At 44.9% G+C, this 21,880-nt stretch carries 16 protein-coding genes; 8 read left to right on the top strand and 8 right to left on the bottom strand.

Annotation, left to right across the window (positions count from 1 at the left end; translation table 11 throughout):
- Positions 1–21: 21 nt before the first annotated feature.
- The 5 genes from IEV16_RS07615 to IEV16_RS07595 all read right to left on the bottom strand — a co-directional run bounded on the left by IEV16_RS07615 (position 22) and on the right by IEV16_RS07595 (position 4,048).
- Positions 22–591, bottom strand: a complete 570-nt coding sequence (locus IEV16_RS07615) for a peroxiredoxin (RefSeq protein ID WP_229728292.1) — start codon at positions 589–591, stop codon at positions 22–24.
- 159 nt (positions 592–750) lie between these two features.
- The gene (locus IEV16_RS07610) at positions 751–1,629 is read right to left on the bottom strand and encodes a polyprenyl synthetase family protein (protein WP_229728291.1); all 879 of its coding nucleotides are present in this window, start codon (positions 1,627–1,629) and stop codon (positions 751–753) included.
- The gene (locus IEV16_RS07605; RefSeq protein ID WP_188365089.1) at positions 1,626–1,820 is read right to left on the bottom strand and encodes an exodeoxyribonuclease VII small subunit; all 195 of its coding nucleotides are present in this window, start codon (positions 1,818–1,820) and stop codon (positions 1,626–1,628) included. Before IEV16_RS07605 ends, IEV16_RS07610 begins: the two co-directional genes overlap by 4 nt.
- Before the next feature lie 10 nt (positions 1,821–1,830).
- Entirely contained in the window at positions 1,831–3,111 is a 1,281-nt protein-coding gene (gene tilS / locus IEV16_RS07600) for a tRNA lysidine(34) synthetase TilS (protein WP_188365088.1), read from the bottom strand.
- Entirely contained in the window at positions 3,092–4,048 is a 957-nt protein-coding gene (locus IEV16_RS07595; protein WP_188365087.1) for an acetyl-CoA carboxylase carboxyltransferase subunit alpha, read from the bottom strand. The genes tilS and IEV16_RS07595 overlap by 20 nt, the downstream gene beginning before the upstream one ends.
- A 105-nt stretch (positions 4,049–4,153) precedes the next feature.
- On the opposite strand from IEV16_RS07595, the gene add reads away from it, so the two are divergent.
- The 4 genes from add to IEV16_RS07575 all read left to right on the top strand — a co-directional run bounded on the left by add (position 4,154) and on the right by IEV16_RS07575 (position 9,104).
- Entirely contained in the window at positions 4,154–5,164 is a 1,011-nt protein-coding gene (add, locus tag IEV16_RS07590; protein WP_188365086.1) for an adenosine deaminase, read from the top strand.
- A 280-nt stretch (positions 5,165–5,444) separates the two neighbouring features.
- A complete protein-coding gene (locus IEV16_RS07585; RefSeq protein WP_188365085.1) occupies positions 5,445–6,089 on the top strand; it encodes a 2OG-Fe(II) oxygenase in 645 nt (214 codons plus the stop codon).
- A gap of 3 nt (positions 6,090–6,092) precedes the next feature.
- Complete coding sequence (locus IEV16_RS07580; protein ID WP_188365084.1) at positions 6,093–6,545, top strand: GNAT family N-acetyltransferase; 453 nt, start codon at positions 6,093–6,095, stop codon at positions 6,543–6,545.
- A gap of 60 nt (positions 6,546–6,605) precedes the next feature.
- The gene (locus tag IEV16_RS07575) at positions 6,606–9,104 is read left to right on the top strand and encodes a serine/threonine-protein kinase (RefSeq protein ID WP_188365083.1); all 2,499 of its coding nucleotides are present in this window, start codon (positions 6,606–6,608) and stop codon (positions 9,102–9,104) included.
- Here IEV16_RS07575 and IEV16_RS07570 read toward each other — a convergent pair whose 3' ends face one another.
- The 3 genes from IEV16_RS07570 to IEV16_RS07560 all read right to left on the bottom strand — a co-directional run bounded on the left by IEV16_RS07570 (position 9,105) and on the right by IEV16_RS07560 (position 14,321).
- Positions 9,105–9,671 carry an ECF-type sigma factor gene (locus IEV16_RS07570; RefSeq protein ID WP_188365082.1) on the bottom strand — a complete coding sequence of 189 codons (567 nt, stop codon included), beginning with the start codon at positions 9,669–9,671 and terminating at the stop codon, positions 9,105–9,107.
- A gap of 191 nt (positions 9,672–9,862) precedes the next feature.
- A complete protein-coding gene (locus tag IEV16_RS07565) occupies positions 9,863–12,952 on the bottom strand; it encodes a choice-of-anchor Q domain-containing protein (RefSeq protein ID WP_188365081.1) in 3,090 nt (1,029 codons plus the stop codon).
- 463 nt (positions 12,953–13,415) lie between these two features.
- A complete protein-coding gene (locus IEV16_RS07560; RefSeq protein ID WP_188365080.1) occupies positions 13,416–14,321 on the bottom strand; it encodes a diacylglycerol/lipid kinase family protein in 906 nt (301 codons plus the stop codon).
- A gap of 89 nt (positions 14,322–14,410) precedes the next feature.
- On the opposite strand from IEV16_RS07560, the gene rapA reads away from it, so the two are divergent.
- The 4 genes from rapA to IEV16_RS07540 all read left to right on the top strand — a co-directional run bounded on the left by rapA (position 14,411) and on the right by IEV16_RS07540 (position 21,820).
- A complete protein-coding gene (gene rapA, locus IEV16_RS07555; RefSeq protein ID WP_188365079.1) occupies positions 14,411–17,293 on the top strand; it encodes an RNA polymerase-associated protein RapA in 2,883 nt (960 codons plus the stop codon).
- Positions 17,293–18,210 carry a glutaminase gene (locus IEV16_RS07550; protein WP_229728290.1) on the top strand — a complete coding sequence of 306 codons (918 nt, stop codon included), beginning with the start codon at positions 17,293–17,295 and terminating at the stop codon, positions 18,208–18,210. Before rapA ends, IEV16_RS07550 begins: the two co-directional genes overlap by 1 nt.
- Positions 18,211–18,297: 87 nt before the next feature.
- Positions 18,298–20,427, top strand: a complete 2,130-nt coding sequence (locus IEV16_RS07545; protein WP_188365078.1) for a prolyl oligopeptidase family serine peptidase — start codon at positions 18,298–18,300, stop codon at positions 20,425–20,427.
- Between the two features lie 241 nt (positions 20,428–20,668).
- Complete coding sequence (locus tag IEV16_RS07540; RefSeq protein ID WP_188365077.1) at positions 20,669–21,820, top strand: prenyltransferase/squalene oxidase repeat-containing protein; 1,152 nt, start codon at positions 20,669–20,671, stop codon at positions 21,818–21,820.
- Positions 21,821–21,880: the final 60 nt, after the last annotated feature.

Here is a 21,880-nt window from a genome sequence, read left to right as displayed (position 1 = left end):
TGGCCACGGGATGTGTTTAATTTAGGCTGTGGCCTGTTTTAAATCGATGGTTTCGTCGCCTTTGCTCCAGTTACAAGGGCATAACTCATCGGTTTGTAAAGCATCTAAAACACGCATCACTTCTTTCGGGTTACGACCGACATTTAAGTCCGTGGTCATTGAGAAGCGAATAATGCCGTCCGGATCAACGATAAACACAGCACGTTGGGCCACGCCTTCGTTTTTGTCCAGAATCCCCAAGGATTCAGTCAGTTCTCTTTTGACGTCTGCTAACATGGGAATCGGTAAGTCACGCAATTCTTCCTGGTGCTTACGCCATGCCCAGTGGGTGAACTCAGTATCGGTACTGGCGGTTAATAACTGCGCATCACGGTCCGCAAAGTCTTCATACATATCACCAAAAGCGGCAATTTCAGTTGGACAGACAAAAGTAAAATCTTTCGGGTAAAAGAAAATCACCTGCCATTTACCGGCATAGGTCTGATCTGTAATTTCGGTAAAGACGTTATCGATATTGATATCGGCCAATGGTTTACCGTCAACAGCGGTTAATTTAAATTCGGGAAATTTTTCACCAACACTAATCATCATGAACTCCTTAGTTTTAAAGTTTAGAAAAAGAATTTTGTTTCAATGGGTGTATGATAAGCGCTGGTTATTGATTTGTAAAATTGAATGATTAGAATAGAGTATTCTATTAAATAGATTAATAATCCATCGCAATAGTTACGTTTGGTGGCGATTGGGTTATTAATGAGAACGAATCAGAATATATTCGGTTAATTGAATTAATGTGGGATTTTTCTGGTTTGTTTGTTGCAGGAAATTTTTAGCTGATTGAATGTGGTATTGAGCTTTTTCCTGTGCATGTTCGAGACCCAGTAAACTGGGATATGTTGATTTATGACGGTTTTCGTCAGCACCGGCGGTTTTACCGAGTTGTTCTGTGTTGCCTGTGACATCAAGAATGTCATCGACGATTTGAAAAGCCATACCAAAATGTTCGGCAAATTGATGATAAGCGCTTATTTGGTGGTGATTTAAATGATCGCATAAGGACGTCACCATGGTGACGCAGGCCACCAGTAAGGCACCGGTCTTGGCACTGTGGATGGCTTGTAATTGCTCTAATTTAATGTTTTTGTTTTCGGAACGGAGGTCCAGGCTTTGGCCGCCGGCCATACCGTGAACGCCACAGGCTGTGGCCAGATTAGAAATCAGTTTGACCACTTTCCGTGCTTCAGCCGGAGTCTGACTTAATAGTTGAAAAGCCAGGGCTTGCAAAGCATCTCCCGCTAAAATAGCGGTGGCTTCGTCAAACCGGATATGACAGGTGGCTTGGCCACGGCGTAAATCATCGTTGTCCATGGCGGGTAAATCATCATGAATCAGAGAATAAGCGTGAATCATTTCGATGGCACCGGCCAGATTGTCAACTTGTGCCCTGTCGATGTTCAAACTGTCAGCGGTGGCATAGGCCAAAAGCGGACGAATGCGTTTACCACCGGCCAGAAGGGTGTAACGGATGGCGGCTTCTAACCGTGAACAAATGGCGGACTGTTGCTGCTGATCAAGAAAATCTTTCAAAAAAGCATCAATCCTTGTTTGCCAGGGTTTAAATGGGTTCAATTTGACTCGTCCAGTAACCGGGCAATTTTTTGTTCGGCCTGATCGATGATTTTTTGGCATTCCCGGGTCAGTGCAATACCTTTTTCATACAGTTTAAGTGATTCTTCCAAACCCACATCCGGTTGTTCCATTTTTTCGACAATGGTGTTGAGTTCGGCTAATTTTTTTTCAAACGTTTGACTCTGGCTCATGCGGTGTATTTTACAAAAGAAAGTTGGTGGATTGCCAATCATATTCCGCTTCATGCGCGGTCAACCACTGTTGCCAATGATCGGATTGCAACTGACCCACCGCCATCAACTGATCATTGACGTACACATAAGGCAGTCGCTGGCGTTGCCAGGGCGGTACGCCGGTTTCTCTGAGTAACTCTTTTACGCGTTGGTGGTGTTTATGACCGGGGCGTTTGATTTTTTCACCCCGGACATTGAATTTGACTGTTAATTTAAGCTTGGTGGCTCTGCTTTGTAGTGATAATCGTCCAAATTCATGGTGCCAGTGAAATATTTTTGAATGAACAGTTAAGCGGTGCGTTTGTCGGCTGTCGATGGTTAAAAGATTCGGTCGCAGGGCATAGATAGCCTGCTGCCAGAATACAAGAACATATTGCTTTGCTTTAAGTGAAGGCTGTTTATCCGATTCGGCGGATAAACAGGCTGAGGTAAAACTCAACAGTCGCTTATGATTGACCGGGGTCAGCTTTCGTATGGTGAGCCAATGGTACACCATGGTGGTTAATGTCTGTTTGGAAAAATCGGGATTGACAGTGAAGGGGTTGTGATTGCCAATCAATTGTTCCAGTAAAGCCAAACTGTTTTTTAAATGATCACGGGTGTCACCGATACGCTGCAAGGCATCCGGTCGCAAATGGCTGAAGGCCGGGATAATTTTATGGCGTATATAATTGCGGTCATAAGAGGTGTCGCGGTTACTGCTGTCATCAAGCCATAGAATATTGTGTTCAGCTAAGTATTGATTAATCAGCGATTTAGGGGTATCAATTAAAGGCCGGTATATATTAATACCCATGTAATCTCCATAGGCTGTCATGCCGGTGAGGCCATTCAGTCCGGTACCTCTGAGTAATCGAAAAAGCAGGGTTTCAATGTCATCATTCAGGTGATGGGCCGTGAGCAGGCATGTTTTACCCGGCAGGCTGTCAATGTGTTGTGCGATGGCTTTGTAGCGTTCTTCACGCAGGCTGTTTTCATCTGACTTTTTTGGGTTCACCACTTTGACGACACAGGGAATCCCATATTGCTGACATTGGCGGGTACAGTTTTTTGCCCATTGGTCTGAATCAGGGTGAATTTGGTGATTCACATGAATCGCCGATAATTTATTATTTAACGGTGGATAATGAGCCAAGCGATGTAGTAAAGCCGCAGAGTCACTGCCGCCACTAAAAGCCACCACATAATGTGCAGCCTCAGGTAATGACGGCTTCTTTAATATGATTGGCCTATTCGGAGAACGCTCCATAGGACATCAGGCGGTCGTAGCGATCACTGATTAGCTGTTTTGAATCTTTGGCGTTTAAGGATTTCAGTTGTTTAATCAGTGTTGATTTAATGGATTTTGCCACAAACGCCGGATCCCGGTAAGCACTGCCCAGCGGCTCTTTAATAATGTGATCAATCAAGCCCTGTTCTTTGAGTTTATGGGCGGTGATGCTTAAGGCTTCGGCGGCTTCCTTGTTTTTCTCGGCACTGCGCCACAAAATGGATGCGCAACCTTCCGGTGAAATCACTGAATAAATACTGTATTGCAAAATATTGGTAATGTCGCCGACACCAATAGCCAAAGCGCCGCCGGAGCCGCCTTCCCCAATAATGGTGCTGATAATCGGAACTTGCAGGTGTGACATCACTTCTAAATTTTTGGCGATGGCTTCTGATTGACCGCGTTCTTCAGCCCCAATACCCGGATACGCTCCAGGAGTGTCGATAAAGGTCACAATCGGCATATTAAAGCGCTCGGCCATCTGCATCAGGCGCAGCGCTTTGCGGTAGCCTTCGGGTCGCGGCATACCAAAGTTACGATGGATTTTTTTCTTGGTGCCACGGCCTTTTTCATGACCGATCACCATCACGGGCTGACCTTCTAAAAATGCGGGGCCACCGACAATCGCCGGGTCATCGGCAAACGCCCGATCGCCATGTAATTCCATAAAATCATCAAAAATTAAATTAATGTAGTCCAGGGTATAAGGACGCAGTGGATGGCGGGCTAATTGAGAAATCTGCCAGTCACTCAAGTGGCTGAATATTTGTTCGGTTTTATGGGTGAGTTTACTTTTGAGCTTGTCCAACTCTTCGTCAATGTTAATGGCGTTATCGTCACTGACGTTTTGCAGTTCGTTAATTTTTGCTTCCAGTTCGGCCAGGGGCTGTTCAAAATCTAAGTAATCCGTATTCATACATCTGCAATGATTAAGGCGATTGGTTATTTTACGATTATATCCACAAGGATGCCAACCCCAAGCCGAGATAATGATAAGATGTTGCGCTTTTGGAGCGCCACCATGTCTGATTTTATCCGTCAAATCCCTAAAGTTGAGCTGCATATGCATGTGGAAGGCTCCATCGTGCCGTCGCGATTATTGCAATTGGCAGAAAAAAATAAAGTGAGTTTGCCCTATCAAACCATCGAAGAAGTTGAACAGGCTTATCAATTTGATAACCTGGCGGAATTTGTTGATTTGTTCATTAAGACCACAGAGGTGGTGCAGTCAGCGGAAGATTTTCATGTCATAACGCAAGACTATTTAAAATTATGCCAAGCGGAAAATATAATCCATACTGAAGTTTTTTGTGACATTAGAACTTATGTGGATCGGGGGCATCCGCCGGAAATGGTTTTAGAAGGTATAAATGCGGCCTTTGATGAACAACCTGATGGTGGTATAAGTGGTGGTATTATTCCGTGTTTTATCCGTCATTTGGGTCCGGAAATAGCTGAGCAAGATTGGCAGATACTAAAAAAACATCAAGATAAATATTTGGCCATTGGTTTAGCGGCTGTTGAACAGGGATATCCAGCATCATTATTTAAAAAAGTGTTTAAAGAAATTCACCAAGCCGGTATTAAAACAGTGGCGCATGCCGGAGAAGAAGGTGGACCTGAATACATATGGTCAGCGATTAAAGATGCCCATGTCAGCCGTATTGACCACGGCGTGACATGTCTGGATGATGATGACCTGGTGGAATATTTAATTAAACATAATATTCCGTTGACCGTCTGTCCCCAATCGAATGTCAAACTAAACGTTTGTGGTCACATGAGCAAACACCCATTGCAAGACTTACTCAAGCGTGGTCTGAATGTCACTATACACTCTGACGATCCGGCACACTTTGGGGCCTTTTTGACTGATAATTTATTGCTGATACAAGAGCACTGTGGTGTCACCGACCAGCAGATTTATGATATGACGGTAAATGCTGTTCACGCTTCTTTTGCCACAGAGCACAGAAAAGATGCCATGATGGCTCAATTAAATCAGTATAAATTACAATACATAAATGAATAATCCTGAGACGCGATTTACACAATATTCATTACTTTTTACAACCGCATGAGTTGGTTGACCAGGCCTAAACGGTTCAATGATTCAAGCGCAACGGGGGTTAGGTTTGTTTTTCTATAAATTTACGCTCATTTGTTTGATTATTTCTGATTACATACAGACAAATTTTCATTTTCTCAATAACGATAAACAACCACATTATAAAGCAACCCGTTTGTTCGAAATTCATATACATTTTAATGAGTCTGGTATATAACGTTTTTTTTTATTCTGTGAGTAGCCTATGGGTCTCTTTTCCACTTTATCGCCACAGGCTGCAAGCCAGCTGGATGTCATTGTATCAGGCTTATACTCAACGGGATTTGTGGTCTTAGACCATGTGTTTGATGACAATTATTTAACCTGTTTATTAAAAGAATTAATTGATTTAAATCCGCAAGAATTTAAACCCGCCGGAATTGGTCGTGAAGACGCCTACCAAAAAAACAAGTTTGTTAGAAACGATCGTATTCATTGGCTTGACGGTGATGAGTCGTTTTTAAGCAGTTATCTAACATGGGCGGAGTCCTTACGATTAGCGGTTAATCGCAGATTATTTTTAGGTCTGTATGAATACGAGTGTATGTTTGCTCATTATCCCGAAGGTGCTTTTTATAAACGCCACATAGATGCTTTTAAAACCGGAATTAACCGCCGGTTAAGCACGGTTCTCTATTTAAATCCGCAATGGGGGCCTCAAGATGGAGGTGAGCTGGTCATGTACGCGCCTGATTCAAATCGTATAACTCACCAGATTTTACCAACAATGGGAAGACTGGTTGTCTTTCTCAGTGAAGAATTTCCACACGAAGTATTACCTGCTAAACGGGCACGTTACAGTCTGACCGGTTGGTATCGCATTAACGAGGGGCATCATCCGGCTTTTTAAATCATGTCGTTTGAATTTAAAGAATATGATGTTAAATCGATCTGTTATCCGCAGGCCTGGGATTTGCGCGAGCAGGTGTTAAGAACGCCTTTGGGACTGTCGCTGACCGCTAAAGATCGTGACAGCGATCAAAATTGCTGGCATTTTGGTTTATTTAAGAATAATCAAATCATTGCCACGGTAACAATAGAACCACAGGACGTTGCAAACGATAAACCACAACACGTTAAACTGCGCCAAATGGTGGTGTCGCCGGATTTTCAAAACCAGGGATTGGGACAAAAACTTATCAAAAACACAGAACAAGCCCTGCATGAAAAATCAGTTACATCCATTATCTTAGCCGCACGTTTACCCGCGGTTAAGTTTTATCAAAAACTCGGTTATAAACCCCGAGGCTCCGTTTACCACCATCTGCGCATTGATCATCGAGATATGTGGAAAAATCTGGATTGACTCAATTGAGCTTATCGATATCTGGTCTTGTTGTATAATTAATTAAAAAGAGTGAATTACATGAACCAGTCAAGCAACAGTGAACAGGTCAATCAACTGTTAAAAACAGTTTTACCCATGAACACCGAGTCTGCTTTTCAGTATTTAGCACAGGCTGATGCAGATGCCGAAGTTATTAATCGGGTGGCGGCTTTATTAAAGCCTTCTGCAACGCGAACCAACTTTTTAGAGCAACGGGGTGGAGCGGATTGGCTGTTTGCCTCCGTGGCGGCGGATGAAGATTTATCGGGTCGAACCTTTGCAAATATTAAGTTGAAGAAGAAATTAGGCCAGGGAGGCATGGGTGCGGTTTATGAAGGCCGGGATTTAATTTTACAACGCCGGGTAGCGGTGAAAGCCTTGTTGCTAAAACACCCGGTTAATGAAGCGGCCGCAGAACGCTTTCGAAGGGAAGCGTTATTGCTTTCAAAGTTAGACCATGAAAATATCTGCCGTATTCACAGCCTGATTGAAGCAGAAGAGTCGGACTTTTTAGTGCTTGAATATATTGAAGGTGAACCCTTAAGTCCAAATCAGTTTAAGACTTACTCACAATCAAAACAGTTGGATATCGTGGCCCAAATATTACGTGGGCTACAAGCAGCGCATCGAAAAAATATAATCCACCGGGATATTAAGCCCGACAACATCATGATTAACAATAAAGGCGTGGTTAAACTGTTGGATTTTGGTATTTCCCGTTTAACTGAAGCGAGCCATATTTCAGATGACATTCAAACAACCGAAGATGATAATCACAGTACCCGGGCAGGTGCTTTAATTGGCACCTTAAATTTTATGTCACCCGAACAAGCTGCCGGTGAAGAATTAAGCACCGCCACGGACATGTATTCATTCGGGATGTTGCTGCAAACCTTGTTATCAGACGTACCCCCTTATCCCCAAAATTCGACCTCAGAGCAATTAATAAAATTATCCAATCAAGGCAAGACTTTAACCCCCAATGACATTCCCCGCCATTGGCAAAAGCTGATTCAATCGTTAAAAGCCTACGCCCCGGCTGATCGACCCACGGCTAAAGCGGCTTTGGCACAGGTTAAATCGATTCAAGCAAAGCCGAAAAAGCGTTTACGCATGGTGGCTTTCGGCGTATTAATCCTGGTGGCGGCTTTGGCCACCGGCAAATACATCAGCGACCTTAAATACGAGCGTACCCAGGCACAGTTGGCACAACAAAAAGCCGAACAAGTCGTTGAGTTTTTATCCGGTATGTTTCAGCAAGCCAATCCCTATGGTGCTAAGGGAGAAGAACTCACTGCCATTGATTTATTGGATTCGGGTGCTGAAAAAATTGATTCAGAATTAAACAATCAACTTGATGCTCGAATTTATCTGAAAACAATTATTGCCGACTCATACCGTTTATTAAATAAAATGGAACAGGCAAAAGTACTCATAGAAGAAGCCAAATTATTAGCAGATAATCCGCAGGTCAGTTTAGCCACAAAAAATAAACTGATGGAATCAGATATTGAATACGATATGGAGTCTGATAATTATAAAGACGCTGAATTTAACTTGAAGAAATTAATGAATTCAGAAGGTATCAGTGAACTTAAATGGATTCAACTCAACAATATGCTGGCTTTGTTAAACTCACATTTAAATAAATGTCTGCCTGCCATTCAATTGGTCGACGAAAGTTTAGCGGCCATTCAGCATATAAATGATGATTTGACGGCAGAAACCATTTGGGCCTTAAATGTGAAAGGGATATGCAATTTTAAACAGGGAGATTATCAACAGGCACTTGATACCTTTAATTTAGCTGTAAAAACCATTGATGGTTCAACCGAAGATCATCGCTCAATGAAAATGTCATTTATTAACAACATGGCGGTGACTTATTCAGCCATGGGCGATCATCAAAAAGCCTTAGATACAGCCATTGCACACAATAAACTCATGGAAGATTATTTGCCTGAAAACCATTTAGACTTATCCAACTCATACCGGAATATTGCCACCGCTTCGGCTAATTTGGAAGATCTTGAATCAGCGATAAAATGGAATCAAAAAGCCATTGATTTACTTGAAGTTCATTATCAAAAAGGTACTTTAAGTCAGGATCAAAGTATGTATGTTTATGCCATGACTGTTTTGCAAAAAGCCATCTTTCTGAACAAACAAAAACATTACCAGGAAGCCAACAACTGGTATTTGGATGCTCTGGGTAAGTTTTCAGAGGTTTTCACCGATCAACACGAAATGATTGCCGATACATACACCGAATTTGCTCAAAACTTATGGTTTCAGGGTGTCGATAAAGTACAGGCTAAAGATCGTCTCGAGCAGGCTTTTCTTGCATATGAAGAGTTGAAACAGCCTTTGGTTAGAAAACACCTACAGGCACATGAGTTGAAAATTACCATGTTGAAAGACACAGATAAAACTGCGGCACATGATTATCTTAAAACCATTTTGTCAGAACTCAAAGAAGAAGGAAATCGAGAAAAAGACATTAAGCGCATTGAAGAGAAATTTAAGGATATTCTTTGATTACATTAGCTTTCTTTGCAGAATATTTTTAGCCGTCGTCCAATAACGTCGGACCGTGCGGGGACTGACATTCAGCGCTTCGGCTGTTTGCTCAGTGTCATAACCGGCAAAATACCGACACTCCACGGTATCTGCGAGTTTCGCATCAATATTACGCAGTTCTTGTAATGATTCATTAATCATTATAATTTCTTGTACATTGTCCTCTACCTGCGCTTTATTATCACCCAAGGTGGTGGCGAATAAATGACCGCCTCGTTTTTGACTGCTTTTGGCCTTAATGCGGTCTAAAATAACCTGACGCATGGCGGTGGCGGACAGGGCCAGAAAATGACTGCGGTTATTGGCTGAAAAATTATCTGATTTTTTTAGTTTTAAATAGACTTCATGGACTAAGTCATGACTATTTAAGGTGGCGTTGTGATTAGCCTTATTAAGTTGGATTTGAGCTGACTGGCATAATTGTTGGTACAACGCACCGATGAGTGAATCCAGCGCACTGTTTTCACCGTCCGCATACGCATTCAGTAACACAGTGATTTGTTTAATATCGGTATCAACAGTCATGACGGTGATTCTATCATGATTTATAGGAGTTGTTACTTCTGTGCGTTGAATGAACCGAGCCATGATTGCATTGAACGCTCGAATGGATTGTCTAAAGCTCAGCATGGTATTCTCTGAAACGGCGGTTATAAAAAGGCGGGCCTTATAAAAACAACCCGCCCCCGGAGGACTCTTTTATCATTGACTGTTAATTAATTATCAAAACCATCTTTAAAGATGATGTCGCTGGGACCTTGTTGATCGGTTTCCACTGAACCGATATCACAGGCGAGGCCTTTGGGTCTGGATTCACCACGCTGGTCTTCGCCCGGACAATGGTTATTGTCTCCGGCATCGATGGCAGGGCTGTTAGGGGCAGGCAGCATGGTTTTGCTGTGGCCTCCATTGTCCGCTAAAGGACCCAACAGAGGGTTCTGGTCAATGATGTTGGTGCAATTGGTATGTCCGTAACCCACATTAGGACAGCCATATTCAAGGATACTGTCATCGATGGTGCTTTCTGCCTGACTGTGGTAAACGGTATCACCTTCGGTGGTTGCTGTATTACCCCACATGATAATGTGTCGCATGGTGGGACTTGAGACACCATTTAAGCCACCGGTGCTAAACATGGCCGCGCCATAATTAGCCTGGTTACCACTGAAAGTGACATTTAAAAGGTCGGGACTGCTGTCACCGTCTTCACCGTTATTATGGATGGCGCCACCGTTATCTAAGGCTGAGTTTCCGTAAAATGTGGTATTGCTAATTGTCGGGTGTGCCGTGCCGTTTTCACCATCATTATAAAGTGCACCGCCATCAACTGCGCTGTTTTGATCAAATGTGCTGTTGCTGATTTGTGCGGTACCCAAAGCGGCTGAATCATGAAGAAATAAAGCGCCACCCCGGATGGCCGTATTTGACTTAAAGTTAACATTCTTGATAACGGGCTGACTCTGGCCGCTGTTCCAGCCAGCACTGTAAAAAGCACCACCATCAAAGTTAGCGACATTACTGTTAAATGTGACGTCAGAAAATACAGGGTTACTCATTCCCAGATCTTGACCTGAGTTATAGACAGCACCACCATAGTCGGCCTGATTGGATGAAAACCGAGACAATAAAAAAGTGCCGCTGCTCCTGCCATGGTTACCGTTGTTATAAATGGCACCACCGCCATTGCCGGCTGTGTTGTTGAGGAATGTACCATTAACAACCACCGGACTGCTGTTCCCGCTGTTCAGCCCGTTATTGTACATGGCGCCGCCATTGTATTGAGTCGAGTTGTCTTCAAATATCACATTCATCAATTGCGGCTGACTTTCACCTTCGTTGTTAGCCTGGTTAAACAGCGCGCCTCCACTGCCGCCGGGCGTTTGATTATTGTAAAATCGAACATTCGCTATATATGGACTGCAGGCGTTGCCAGTTCCCGATCCGTCACAAAATAAACCGGCACCGCTGTTATTGGGAAAATCAAAACTACCTAAGCTACCATAACCGTCATGAATTTCTAAATCCATGATAACTGTGTTGGCCAGGATTTTTGTACCTTGGGTGCCATCGAGGTAAAGCACATGATAACTGTTATCAACCGGGTCATTCGCATGGCCGATGTCACCAGATAGAATCACTGGGTTGTTTTCAACATCCCGTTCATTCGGGCTGTCTTCCGTACCGGCAAAGCCGCCCATGACAGTTACACCTGGTTGTACCGTAAAGGAAAGGCTGCGGTTGGTGGTGTTGGTCGGTTTATAGGTGCCGGTTTTAATCCACACTTCACGACAGCTGGGTGTCGTTAGAGCGGTTTGTAAGTCCATCGCCTGAGCCTGCCAATCACTGCCGTTGGCGCTGGCGGAGCCATTTGAGGTTACGCGGCATGATTGGAGCATCTCAACAGCACCAACATCACACTGACCATTTTGGGGCCTGGCAATACCTCGTTGATCTTTATTTAAACATTCCAGGGTGTCGCCTTTGTTTATGGCAGAACTGCCGGTGCCGAGTAACATGGTTCGAGTAAATCCTCCATTCATGGCTAAACTACCTAATTTTGGATCAGTGGTATAAATCATTTGACAAAGGCGATTGGATGCTGAGAGACTTGCGATTGCATTACAACCACCCTGGATAACACTGTAGTATGCTCTAACATCAGCATCGTCAAGCGTTATTTGTGAACCTAAAGGTGCTGTATTTCCCCACAATATTGAGTTATTTATGTGCAGGTTGTAATGGACGTTATGAATCGCGCCACCGGAAACGGAGGCACTATTGTCAGCTAAAGTAACATTATTTAAATCTGTTGTGTGGCGATAATCGCCATCATAAATAGCTCCACCTGTCTCGGCACTATTATTGTAAAAGGTACTGTTATATATAATGAGTTCACTGTAGTTATGGCTTTCGTTGGCGATGGCACCACCAAGTTTTGCAGAGTTACCTGAAAAAGTACTATAAGCAACCGGCATATGAACTTCTCCGTCATTATTTGAGCTGTTATAGATGGCGCCACCCTGTTCTTGGGCCATGTTGTTAAGGAACTCATTTTCGTGAAAGAATGGGTTGACCTGGCTGTTGCCCGTGTAACCGGTATGGATATAAACAGCACCACCGTTGCCATGTCCCTGTGTGTAAGAAAAAGCCCTGTTACTTATAAAGCGAACATTGACAAAGTTAGGTTGAGATCTCATGCCGTCATCTGCATAAAGATATATGGCACCACCATTTTGTGCGAAATTACTGACGAAATCTACATTGTGTATGTTTGGCTCACACCAACCGTCGCTAATGGCAATGCAGGACATCCCAGCACCGTTTGAGCTATAAGAATTGCCATCCCGTATAATAAAACCATCTATTTTTGTGCTGGAACCAATACGTGTTCCAACAGAATTGCTGAAAATATGAATAACACGACGACTGTTATCAATAGAATCAGACGGTGAACCGATATTACCTGATAAAACAGCTTTGTTATTTATCGGGTCCCTTTGAGAGCGTGTTGTTTCTGTGCCGTAAAAGCCGCCATATAATTTAACGTTATGTTTGATGGTAAAGCTGATATCTCGATCAGTGCCGGCTGTGGGATAATAGGTGCCCGATTTAACCCAGATTTCTGTGCATTGAGCCGGGTTGTTTAAGGCCGACTGTAAGTCTTTGGTTTGTTGCCACGAGGCGCCGCTTGCTGAACTTGTGCCATTTACCGAAACTCGGCAGACTTGGGCGTTGGTTTTGCCTATGATGAGCAGGCTCAATAGGCCAATCAATAGACAGGTTTTTTGTGATGCAATTTGTTTCATAAATCCTCTAAAAAATATAAATTGTGCCTCTATGGTTAAACTAACGAAAAATTAGTCACTAAGAGGACAAACAAACTGTTATAAATTGAAAGAACTCTACATTAGTCGTGAATTAACCAAAAATGCCTGAACCCCCGAGTTTCTGTGGCAGAATAATTCCTCTGGAATGAATTATCACGTAAGCCCCGTAGGGGAGAAGCGTAGGTAAGCGCTGAATAAAACTGAGCAATAGTCTTACGGCCTTGTCTTTTTGTATTCATAGGCGGTCGCTTCCGCGTCCTGCTGACGTGACTCACCGCCATACCCGCTGGTTCATTAAAGCTGTCACTTCTGTTGTGCTTGGGTAATAAGTGTCTTCTTTAGCCCATTCTTACGAACAGAAAAAATGATGGCTTAGTGAGGGTAACGATGAAATATCCGACTAACGGACAAGAATGTCTAAAAAAGCTTTATGGCCGTCCAATTAAATCGACAGCAGCTGTAATGCTTGTGACTCACAGGTAATGGTGGCCGGGGTATGGCCGATAAATTCTCCATCGGGCATTAACGGCATCGGTTCGGTGGTGGTCAGGGTGATGGTTTTACCGCGGTGGGTTTCAATTTCCGGGTGTTCGATGTGGCGGCCTGAGTAAATGGTGGGAAATAAATTTAAAATACGCCAGCGGGCAATCGGTTTGAGTAAAATAATATCCAAAAAGCCATCATCAATTTGCGCATCGGGCGCAATTTTAAAGGAGGTGCCGGTGTAGCGGCTGTTAGCAATTTCAACAAACACCAGATTGTCCTCAATCAGTTCGCCATCGATGGAAATTTTAACTCGATTGGGTTTAATACGCATGGTTTCCCATAAGGCGGCCAGCGAATAAGAGACAGGACCGAGTTTTTTAATCTTTTGGGTGGTTTGGCCGATATTGACCACCAGACCAATACCAACAATGTTAATAAAATAATACTGTTGATCGCTGGTTTGAACTTTGCCCACATCCACCGGTTTGGGGTTATTTCGTTGAATGATGTCGATGGCTTTTTTCCAATCCGAAGGTTTAAGGCCCAGTTCACGGGAAAAGGCGTTGCCGGTGCCCACCGGCAAAACACCCAGTGGTAAGCGCTGTTCAGGGCGAACCCGCATCAAAGCATTGACCACTTCAAATAAGGTGCCGTCACCACCGGCACCGATCACAGCGGAGTAATGGTTTAACTCAGATTGTGTGACCAGATTGCGCACATCTTTGGGGCGACCGGTTATTTTTAATACATAATCGAGTCCATTTTTGGTTAAATACGCTTCAATATCAGGCAACTGTTTTTCAGCCTGACCGCTGCCGGCATGGGGGTTATAAATAATCAGCAGTGGTTTCATATTTTTCATTCGCTTGAATCGCCCATGATTGTATAACGTCTGTTCATAATGTTGCTAAAATATACCTTTTTTAATGTTCACTGAGGGCTTTTTTTGGCATGACGTTTATTATTGGACAGCGGTATTTTAATGAAGCAGATGTGTCCTTAGGTCTTGGGCATGTGGTGGCGCAACAAGATCGCATGGTCAAACTACATTTTGGGGCTGTCGATGAACAGCGCATTTATGCCAAAGATACAGCACCCCTGATTCGCTTTAAGCCCCAAGTGGGTGATGCCATCAACTGTCGTGACGGACGGGTTGTGATGTTAACCAAGGTTACAGAACGTGACGGCTTATTGCATTTTGAGGGCACGCTTGATGACAGCCAACCGATTCAGCTGGATGAAACGGCGCTTGCCGACAACATCGCATTGTCACAACCTAAAGACCGATTACTGAATGCCCAGTTGGATTCACCCAAATGGTTTCAGCTGAGGCAGGATGCCGCTGAGGTGCGAAGTCAGCTGTGGCAATCTGACTGGTATGGTTTAATTGGTTGCCGTACCGCCCTGTTATCGCATCAGTTGTATATTGCCCGACAAGTCAGCGGCCGGTTTGCTCCGCGGGTTTTGTTGGCAGATGAAGTGGGGCTGGGAAAAACCATTGAGGCGGGTTTGATTGTGCATGCGCAGTTGTTGAACGGACTGGCGGATCGGGTGTTGTTTCTGGTGCCTGACAGTCTTGTGCATCAGTGGATGGTGGAATTGTTGCGGCGTTTTAATATACATGCCAGTGTGTTTGATGAGGTCCAGTGTCAGGCACTTATCGACAGTGGTTATGCCAATCCGTTTGAATCGGCCCAACAGGTGCTGGCGCCGCTATCGCTCATCACTGAATCTGCTGAGCGATTTGAACAGCTTAAAGCGGCCGGCTGGGATTTAATGGTGGTCGATGAAGCACATCATCTGAAACAGCCGGAATATGACAGCTATCTGGATTCGGCGCTGATGTTCGATGAACGGACGCTGAGTGAGGATGAGCGGGCGTATGCGGTGATAGAGGCATTAAGCGAAGTGATTGGGGGTGTTTTACTGTTGACGGCGACACCCGAGCAGTTGGGCCAGCGCAGTCATTTTGCCCGTTTGCGCCTGTTGGATAAAGACCGGTTTAATGATTATGCGGCGTTTGTGGAAGAACAGGCGCACTTCGAACCGATTGCTGCAGGTGTGGGATTGCTGATAGATGCACAACAACACAACACGGCACTGCCATTGAAGCAGGTGGACAAACTGCTGGCGCCCCATGTGGCGGATTCGGTGTTAAAAGAATTACACAAACTGGCGCAAGCACCAGAAAATACCCCAGCTTTTATATTGCGTTTACTTGATCAATACGGCACCGGGCGCATCCTGTTTCGCAACACCCGACAATCGGTCAGCGGTTTTCCTGAACGGGTTCTGTCATTAACGACATTGCAAGCACCGGTGAGTTACGTCGCTATGGATGCTGAGGTGATGGGTCTGTCGCCGGAAATGTGTTTTCAAGCACAGCAAGACGACAGTCAATGGACTGAAACAGATCCCAGAATTCCCTGGCTGGTTGAAATGCTGGCCGGATTGAAAAATGAAAAAGTGGTGCTGATTGCTCACCATGCCGACAGCATACGTGCCCTGGCAAATCGGTTACGCGAAAAATATGGATTGCATGCGGCTTTATTCCATGAAGGTATGAGCCTGGTGGAGCGTGATCAGGCGGCCGCCTGGTTTGCTGATTTTGAGCAGGGCACGAATCTTTTATTGTGTTCGGAAATTGGCAGTGAAGGGCGTAATTTTCAGTTTGCCCGACATCTGGTACTGTTTGATTTGCCGCCACATCCTGATTTGCTTGAGCAGCGCATTGGCCGCCTGGATCGGATTGGCCAGGGACGGGAAATTTATTTGCATGTGCCGATTTTTAACAACACCCTGCAGCTGACCTGGTTTCGCTGGTACCATGAAGGTTTGGGGCTTTTTGAACGGCCTAATCCGGCGGCGACCATGCTCTATGAAAAATTCAAGCCAAGCCTGCATCAATCATTGCAAGCCGCCACCGTAGAGCAGTTGATTCAGGACACCCGGGAACAATCAAAACAACTGTTACAAACATTGGCTCGCGGACGTGACCGCTTACTTGAATATCAATCTCATCCGCCGATGGCTGAGCAATGGGTGGATCAGGCTGAATCAGCCGAAGCGGTGGATACCTTGATCGATTTTATGCATCGGGTGTACGATTTATACGGTGTGGATTTTGACATCAACAGTAACGGCAGTGAAATACTCAGACCCACTGAGCAGATGCAGGGTCACTTCCCGCGTTTACCCGATGAGGGCATGACGGTCACCTACCACCGGCACCATGCGCTGGCCAACGAAACCTGGCATTATCTCACCTGGGAGCACCCCATGGTCAGTGAGGTGATGGACATGATTTTGACCCAGGAAAAGGGCAACAGTACCTTGGTGGCGATACAACACCGTGACTTAAAGCCCGGTCAGTTATTTTTGGAGGCTCATTATCAATACGCGCTCAGCGGTCGCCAAAATCGTTATTTGGCCGGTATTCTGCCACCGCAAAGAATCAGGCAGTTATTCAGTGAGGGGGGTAAGAATCTGGCAGATCAATTAGACCCGATAACCTTAGATCAGGCGTCTCAGTCGGTTCCCCAGAAGACGGCGGTGGCGGTTTTGAAGGCCAAATTACCGGTGTTAAAACAGTTGTTACAGCTGGCTGATTTGAAAATAAAACAACAACACAATGAACTCATCAGACATTGGCAAAAACGGGTTAAACGCGCATTAGAAGCAGATATTGTGCGTCTGCAGCAGCTGGCAGAACTGAATGAGTTGATCAGAGAAACTGAAATCAAGCAGGCACAAAACCAATTGGCGCTGGCACTTGAGCGGGTCGCGGCCATGCAACCGCAGTTGGATTCACTGCGAATTTTGGTTACCATGTAATGATGAAATACGGTGAAATTATAGACCACATCTACCAACAGCTATTGTTGGAAAAAAACTATGGTCACGTTGCTGCTTACATCCCGGAACTGGCGACCGTTGACAGTGAGAAGTTTGGTGTGTGTTTAATTGATCGTGACAACCAACGTCACGCGGTGGGCGACTGGCAGGAGCAGTTTTCCATCCAAAGTATCATTAAAGTGGTTACCCTTAGTTTGGCATACCAGAAACTGGATGCACAATTGTGGCAACGGGTCGGGGTGGAGCCCTCGGGCACACCCTTTAACAACCTCAGTCGTCTTGAGCATGACTTTGGTATTCCCAGGAATCCTTTTTCCAATGCCGGCGCCATTGTGGTATGTGATGTATTGATGGAGCTGTTCAGTGACCCGCGAGAAGTGGTGATCTCCATGTTACGAACGCTGGCTGCCGATGAGAACATTCATTACACCCAAGCCATCGCCGCTTCGGAGAAATCAGAAGGCTACCGAAATATGGCGTTGGCCTATTTTATGAAATCCATGGGTAACATAAAGCACGACGTGGACGATGTATTGGATTTGTATTTTGACGTCTGTTCAATTGGTGTTAATTGTGAACAGCTGGCCCGCATTTTTATGTTTCTCGCCAAACACGGTCGCAGTGCTGATGACCTGCACAGTTATTTAAGCCGTGGTCAGGCCAAACGCATCAATGCCATTATGCTGACCTGCGGCTTTTACGATGAGGCGGGTGATTTTGCTTTTCGGGTCGGTTTACCGGGTAAAAGCGGTGTCGGCGGTGGTATTGTGGCGGTGATGCCCGGTGAATTCAGCCTTGCGGTGTGGTCACCCCGTCTGAATGAAAAAGGCAATTCCTACCGCGGCCTGCGATTTTTAGAGCATTTTACCGACGCCACACAACAAACCATTTTTTAAAGCGGCTGTCAGATAAATAACATCAACGCTTTATCCGCTGCGGTTTTCGCGTTAAAATCATTATCTTTCATTTTCCCGAAAACCATTATGTTACATCGAATTGTGCTGTTATTGTTGCTCAGTGGTGCCTTATTTGCCGAGCCAACCGAAAGTTCTGTTGATCCATTTATCTGGCTGGAAGACATTGACTCCACCCGTGCTATGGACTGGGTGAAAGATCATAACCGGACTACGGCCGAAGATTATAAATCCAAACCCATTTACGATGAACTGTATCAACAGGCGTTAACCACGCTGAATAATCAATCACGCATTCCCGAAGTGAGTCGGCAGGGTGACTGGCTGTATAATTACTGGAAAGATGATGCCCATCCACGCGGGTTATACCGACGCGCCAGAGTGGATAATTTTATCGACCATGAACAGGCCGATTGGGAAACAGTGATTGATATGGATGACTACAATAAGAATCATGAAGGTACCTGGGTCTTTAAAGGTCTGAATTGTCTCAAACCTGATTACCAACGCTGTCTCATGTATTTATCACCAGGCGGTGGCGATGCAGTGGTGATGAAAGAATTTGATGTGGATGAAAAACAATTCATAGATGACGGTTTTCAACTGCCCAAAGCCAAAATGCGGGTTACATGGCGTGATCGGGATCACTTGTACGTGGCCACTGATTTTGGCGCTGACAGCATGACAAGTTCAGGTTACCCGGCAGTGGTCAAGCTCTGGCAAAGAGGTCAGGATTTAAGCGATGCAAAAACGTTGATGACGGTACCCAAAGAATCAGTTTCAGTTTCTGCATTTCGTTCGGGCGAAGGTGATAATACCATGGACCTGATTGTGGATGGCACCTCGTTCTGGACCAATGATTATTATTTGTTGCTGGGCGGTGAACCGCAAAAACTGGATTTACCCGATAGCGCCGTGGTGAATGACATCTATCAGGATCAACTGGTGGTGTCCTTAAAAGAAGACTGGCAGTTTCAGGGCCAATCACTTAAACAGGGCATGGTTTTATTGATTAAGCCAAAATTATTGCTGATGCAAAAAGCCGAAGTAAAAGAGGGTGATTGGCAGGTGTTTTTAACCCCCGATTCATTCACCACCATTGAAGCGATTGTCACCAGCGATAACAGTATCATCGTAAACTCTCTGGTGGATGTGGTGGCACAGGTGGATGTCTATCAGCCCGATAAAGAGGATCCCAACCGCATTTGGAAAAAAAGCCGGGTCGAATTTCCGCCCAACGGCGCAGTGAGCTTATCGGCGGTGGATGATAAATCCGGTGACTTTTTTGCAGTTTACGAGTCCTTTATCAAACCACCCACATTGTATCATGTGGCCGGTGATGATTTAAAAGCCACCGCAGTGAGACAACAAAAACCCAGCTTTGATGCGACGCCTTATGTGGTTAAACAGTATTTTGCCCGATCGACAGACGGTACGTTTGTTCCTTATTTTATCGTCATGAATAAAAACCTCGAATTTAACGGTCAAAACCCAACCCATATTTTTTCTTACGGTGGTTTCAGAAATTCACTGACGCCGTCTTACTCCGGTAGCTATGAAGCCTTAGAAGGGGCGTACGGAAAACTCTGGCTCGATCGCGGTGGCGTGTTTGTATCGGCTAATATTCGTGGTGGCGGGGAATACGGACCGAAATGGCATCAGGCCGCTATATTGGAAAATAAAACAAAATCCTATGAAGATTTTGAAGCCGTGGCCCGTGATCTGGTGGAGCGAAACATCACCTCACCGGAGCACCTGGGTATTGAAGGCCGCTCTAACGGCGGTCTGTTGGTGGGTGCCACCATGACCCGGCATCCCGAGCTTTACGGCGCTGCAGTGATTGGTGTACCTTTACTGGATTTAAAGCGATACCATAAACTTTTGGCCGGTGCCAGCTGGATGGGTGAATTTGGTAATCCGGACAAGCCTGAAGACTGGGCTTTTATGAAAAAATACAGCCCCTATCAAAACCTGAAAAAAGACACCGATTATCCCGCCACTTTTTTCTTTACCTCGACCCGTGATGACCGGGTCCATCCCGGTCATGCCCGTAAAATGGCGGCCAAAATGGAATCCTACGGCTATCCGGTTTGGTATTATGAAAATATAGAAGGCGGTCACGGTGGTTCCAGCACCAATGAGCAATTGGCCGAACGCCTGGCTTTGGTGTACACCCATCTGTGGACCCATTTGAAGTAAAAGAACCAATTTAAAATTGTTGACACAAAGTGGCGCTTTATGTGCCCCTTTGTGTCAACTTGGCATTTTTTCTTGCAATCATTTCTTAAAAATAGCTTATATCAACTGAAATGCCACATTATGTCGCACACAATGTGAACCTTGTCACAAAAACATTTACATCAGAATGGCTCTTATGTATCCTAATAACAGGATTCCTAAATTAGGGATGTTTTTTTGTTTTTTTAAATAAGAGGATGTTATGAAGCGATTTTCTAAATTGAATGGGGTTTTGTGTGCTGTGCTGTTTGGGTGTTCAATGGCGCTGTATGCCACAGAAAAGGACGGTTATGATTTAACCGGTTTGAGTTTTGACGGGCCCTATGATGAGGCCATCGTAAACGGCGGTATTCATATTGTGGCGCAGCAATGTGATGATGGTGGCTGGGGCTGGCCGCATAATGTGTGCTCATCATCGGCATATAATATCACCGCACCGATTATCGACGGTGTGTTGGCAGCTTATGACGCCAGCAATTTAAGCGTATTTATGAGTTCAGCCGTAGCTGCGGCTGATTTTAATCTAAATTCAACTTACGGTGGCAGTGGTGCAGGTGCCGGTAGTCCGAAGTTGGGCTCACAGACGGCTTTAAACCTATGGTACATGACCCAAAGAACCGGTGACACCACCTATACAGACTGGGTTAAAAATGGTTTTTATGAAGCTTTGTTAGCTGGCACTTACGGTGGTAATGCGGATATGAACGCACAAGATTATATTGATGCCGTACGAACAAGCCCGCCCTGGCAAAATTTAAAACCCTGGGAATTGGCCAACCAGGTTTTGGCGGCTGAACGATACTGTTATCAGGGTATTGCCGGTCAGTTTGAACAGGGTATTTTAGATGCTCTGGCGAATTTAGATAACACCGATCCGGGCACTCAATACACAGACATTTTAGGTGTGGTCGGTGGTGTTCAGGGTTTGGCTAACGTCAACCGTTTAACCTTCCCTGAAATTGTGGCACCTAATCAACTGGGTGTTAATGGTTCAACCACTTTAGAAGAATTGGCCGACTATTTAGTCAGCTTACAAAATCCCAACGGTTCATTTAACTGGCACTCTAATTTGGCAGCACCCACAGCAAGCGATGAAGACCTGCAGACCACAGCGTATGCGGTCATGGCTTTAATCAAAGCCCAGGAACGTTTGCCGGCTAAAAATTATCTTCCGGCCATTGAATCTGCCAAAGTGTGGATAGCGGCGTTACAGGAAAATGATGGTGGTTTTCCCTCTTACCCGGGTGGTTCTTACTACAATGTTGAAGTGGAAGCCGAAGCGGTGCATGCACTGGGCAAAGAAGGCGTATATGACCGTATTTTCAAGGGTCAGATGGAATGTTATGTGAATTAAGGTATAATTATTCTTTCGATCAAAAAGCACCGCCGGTCGGTGCTTTTTTTGTTTTTGTAG

The organism is Marinicella pacifica, assembly GCF_014636635.1.
GTDB lineage: Bacteria > Pseudomonadota > Gammaproteobacteria > Xanthomonadales > Marinicellaceae > Marinicella > Marinicella pacifica.
This window is presented reverse-complemented; position numbering and strand designations above follow the sequence as displayed.

What these genes read in the sequence shown, in the direction of transcription:
- IEV16_RS07550 (WP_229728290.1), top strand. Translation starts at nt 17,293, where the DNA reads ATGATGAAATACGGTGAAATTATAGACCACATCTACCAACAGCTATTG.
- IEV16_RS07545 (WP_188365078.1), top strand. Translation starts at nt 18,298, where the DNA reads ATGTTACATCGAATTGTGCTGTTATTGTTGCTCAGTGGTGCCTTATTT.
- IEV16_RS07565 (WP_188365081.1), bottom strand. Translation starts at nt 12,952, where the DNA reads ATGAAACAAATTGCATCACAAAAAACCTGTCTATTGATTGGCCTATTG.
- IEV16_RS07580 (WP_188365084.1), top strand. Translation starts at nt 6,093, where the DNA reads ATGTCGTTTGAATTTAAAGAATATGATGTTAAATCGATCTGTTATCCG.
- IEV16_RS07560 (WP_188365080.1), bottom strand. Translation starts at nt 14,321, where the DNA reads ATGAAAAATATGAAACCACTGCTGATTATTTATAACCCCCATGCCGGC.
- IEV16_RS07615 (WP_229728292.1), bottom strand. Translation starts at nt 591, where the DNA reads ATGATGATTAGTGTTGGTGAAAAATTTCCCGAATTTAAATTAACCGCT.
- IEV16_RS07595 (WP_188365087.1), bottom strand. Translation starts at nt 4,048, where the DNA reads ATGAATACGGATTACTTAGATTTTGAACAGCCCCTGGCCGAACTGGAA.
- add (WP_188365086.1), top strand. Translation starts at nt 4,154, where the DNA reads ATGTCTGATTTTATCCGTCAAATCCCTAAAGTTGAGCTGCATATGCAT.
- tilS (WP_188365088.1), bottom strand. Translation starts at nt 3,111, where the DNA reads ATGGAGCGTTCTCCGAATAGGCCAATCATATTAAAGAAGCCGTCATTA.
- IEV16_RS07605 (WP_188365089.1), bottom strand. Translation starts at nt 1,820, where the DNA reads ATGAGCCAGAGTCAAACGTTTGAAAAAAAATTAGCCGAACTCAACACC.
- rapA (WP_188365079.1), top strand. Translation starts at nt 14,411, where the DNA reads ATGACGTTTATTATTGGACAGCGGTATTTTAATGAAGCAGATGTGTCC.
- IEV16_RS07575 (WP_188365083.1), top strand. Translation starts at nt 6,606, where the DNA reads ATGAACCAGTCAAGCAACAGTGAACAGGTCAATCAACTGTTAAAAACA.
- IEV16_RS07585 (WP_188365085.1), top strand. Translation starts at nt 5,445, where the DNA reads ATGGGTCTCTTTTCCACTTTATCGCCACAGGCTGCAAGCCAGCTGGAT.
- IEV16_RS07570 (WP_188365082.1), bottom strand. Translation starts at nt 9,671, where the DNA reads ATGACTGTTGATACCGATATTAAACAAATCACTGTGTTACTGAATGCG.
- IEV16_RS07540 (WP_188365077.1), top strand. Translation starts at nt 20,669, where the DNA reads ATGAAGCGATTTTCTAAATTGAATGGGGTTTTGTGTGCTGTGCTGTTT.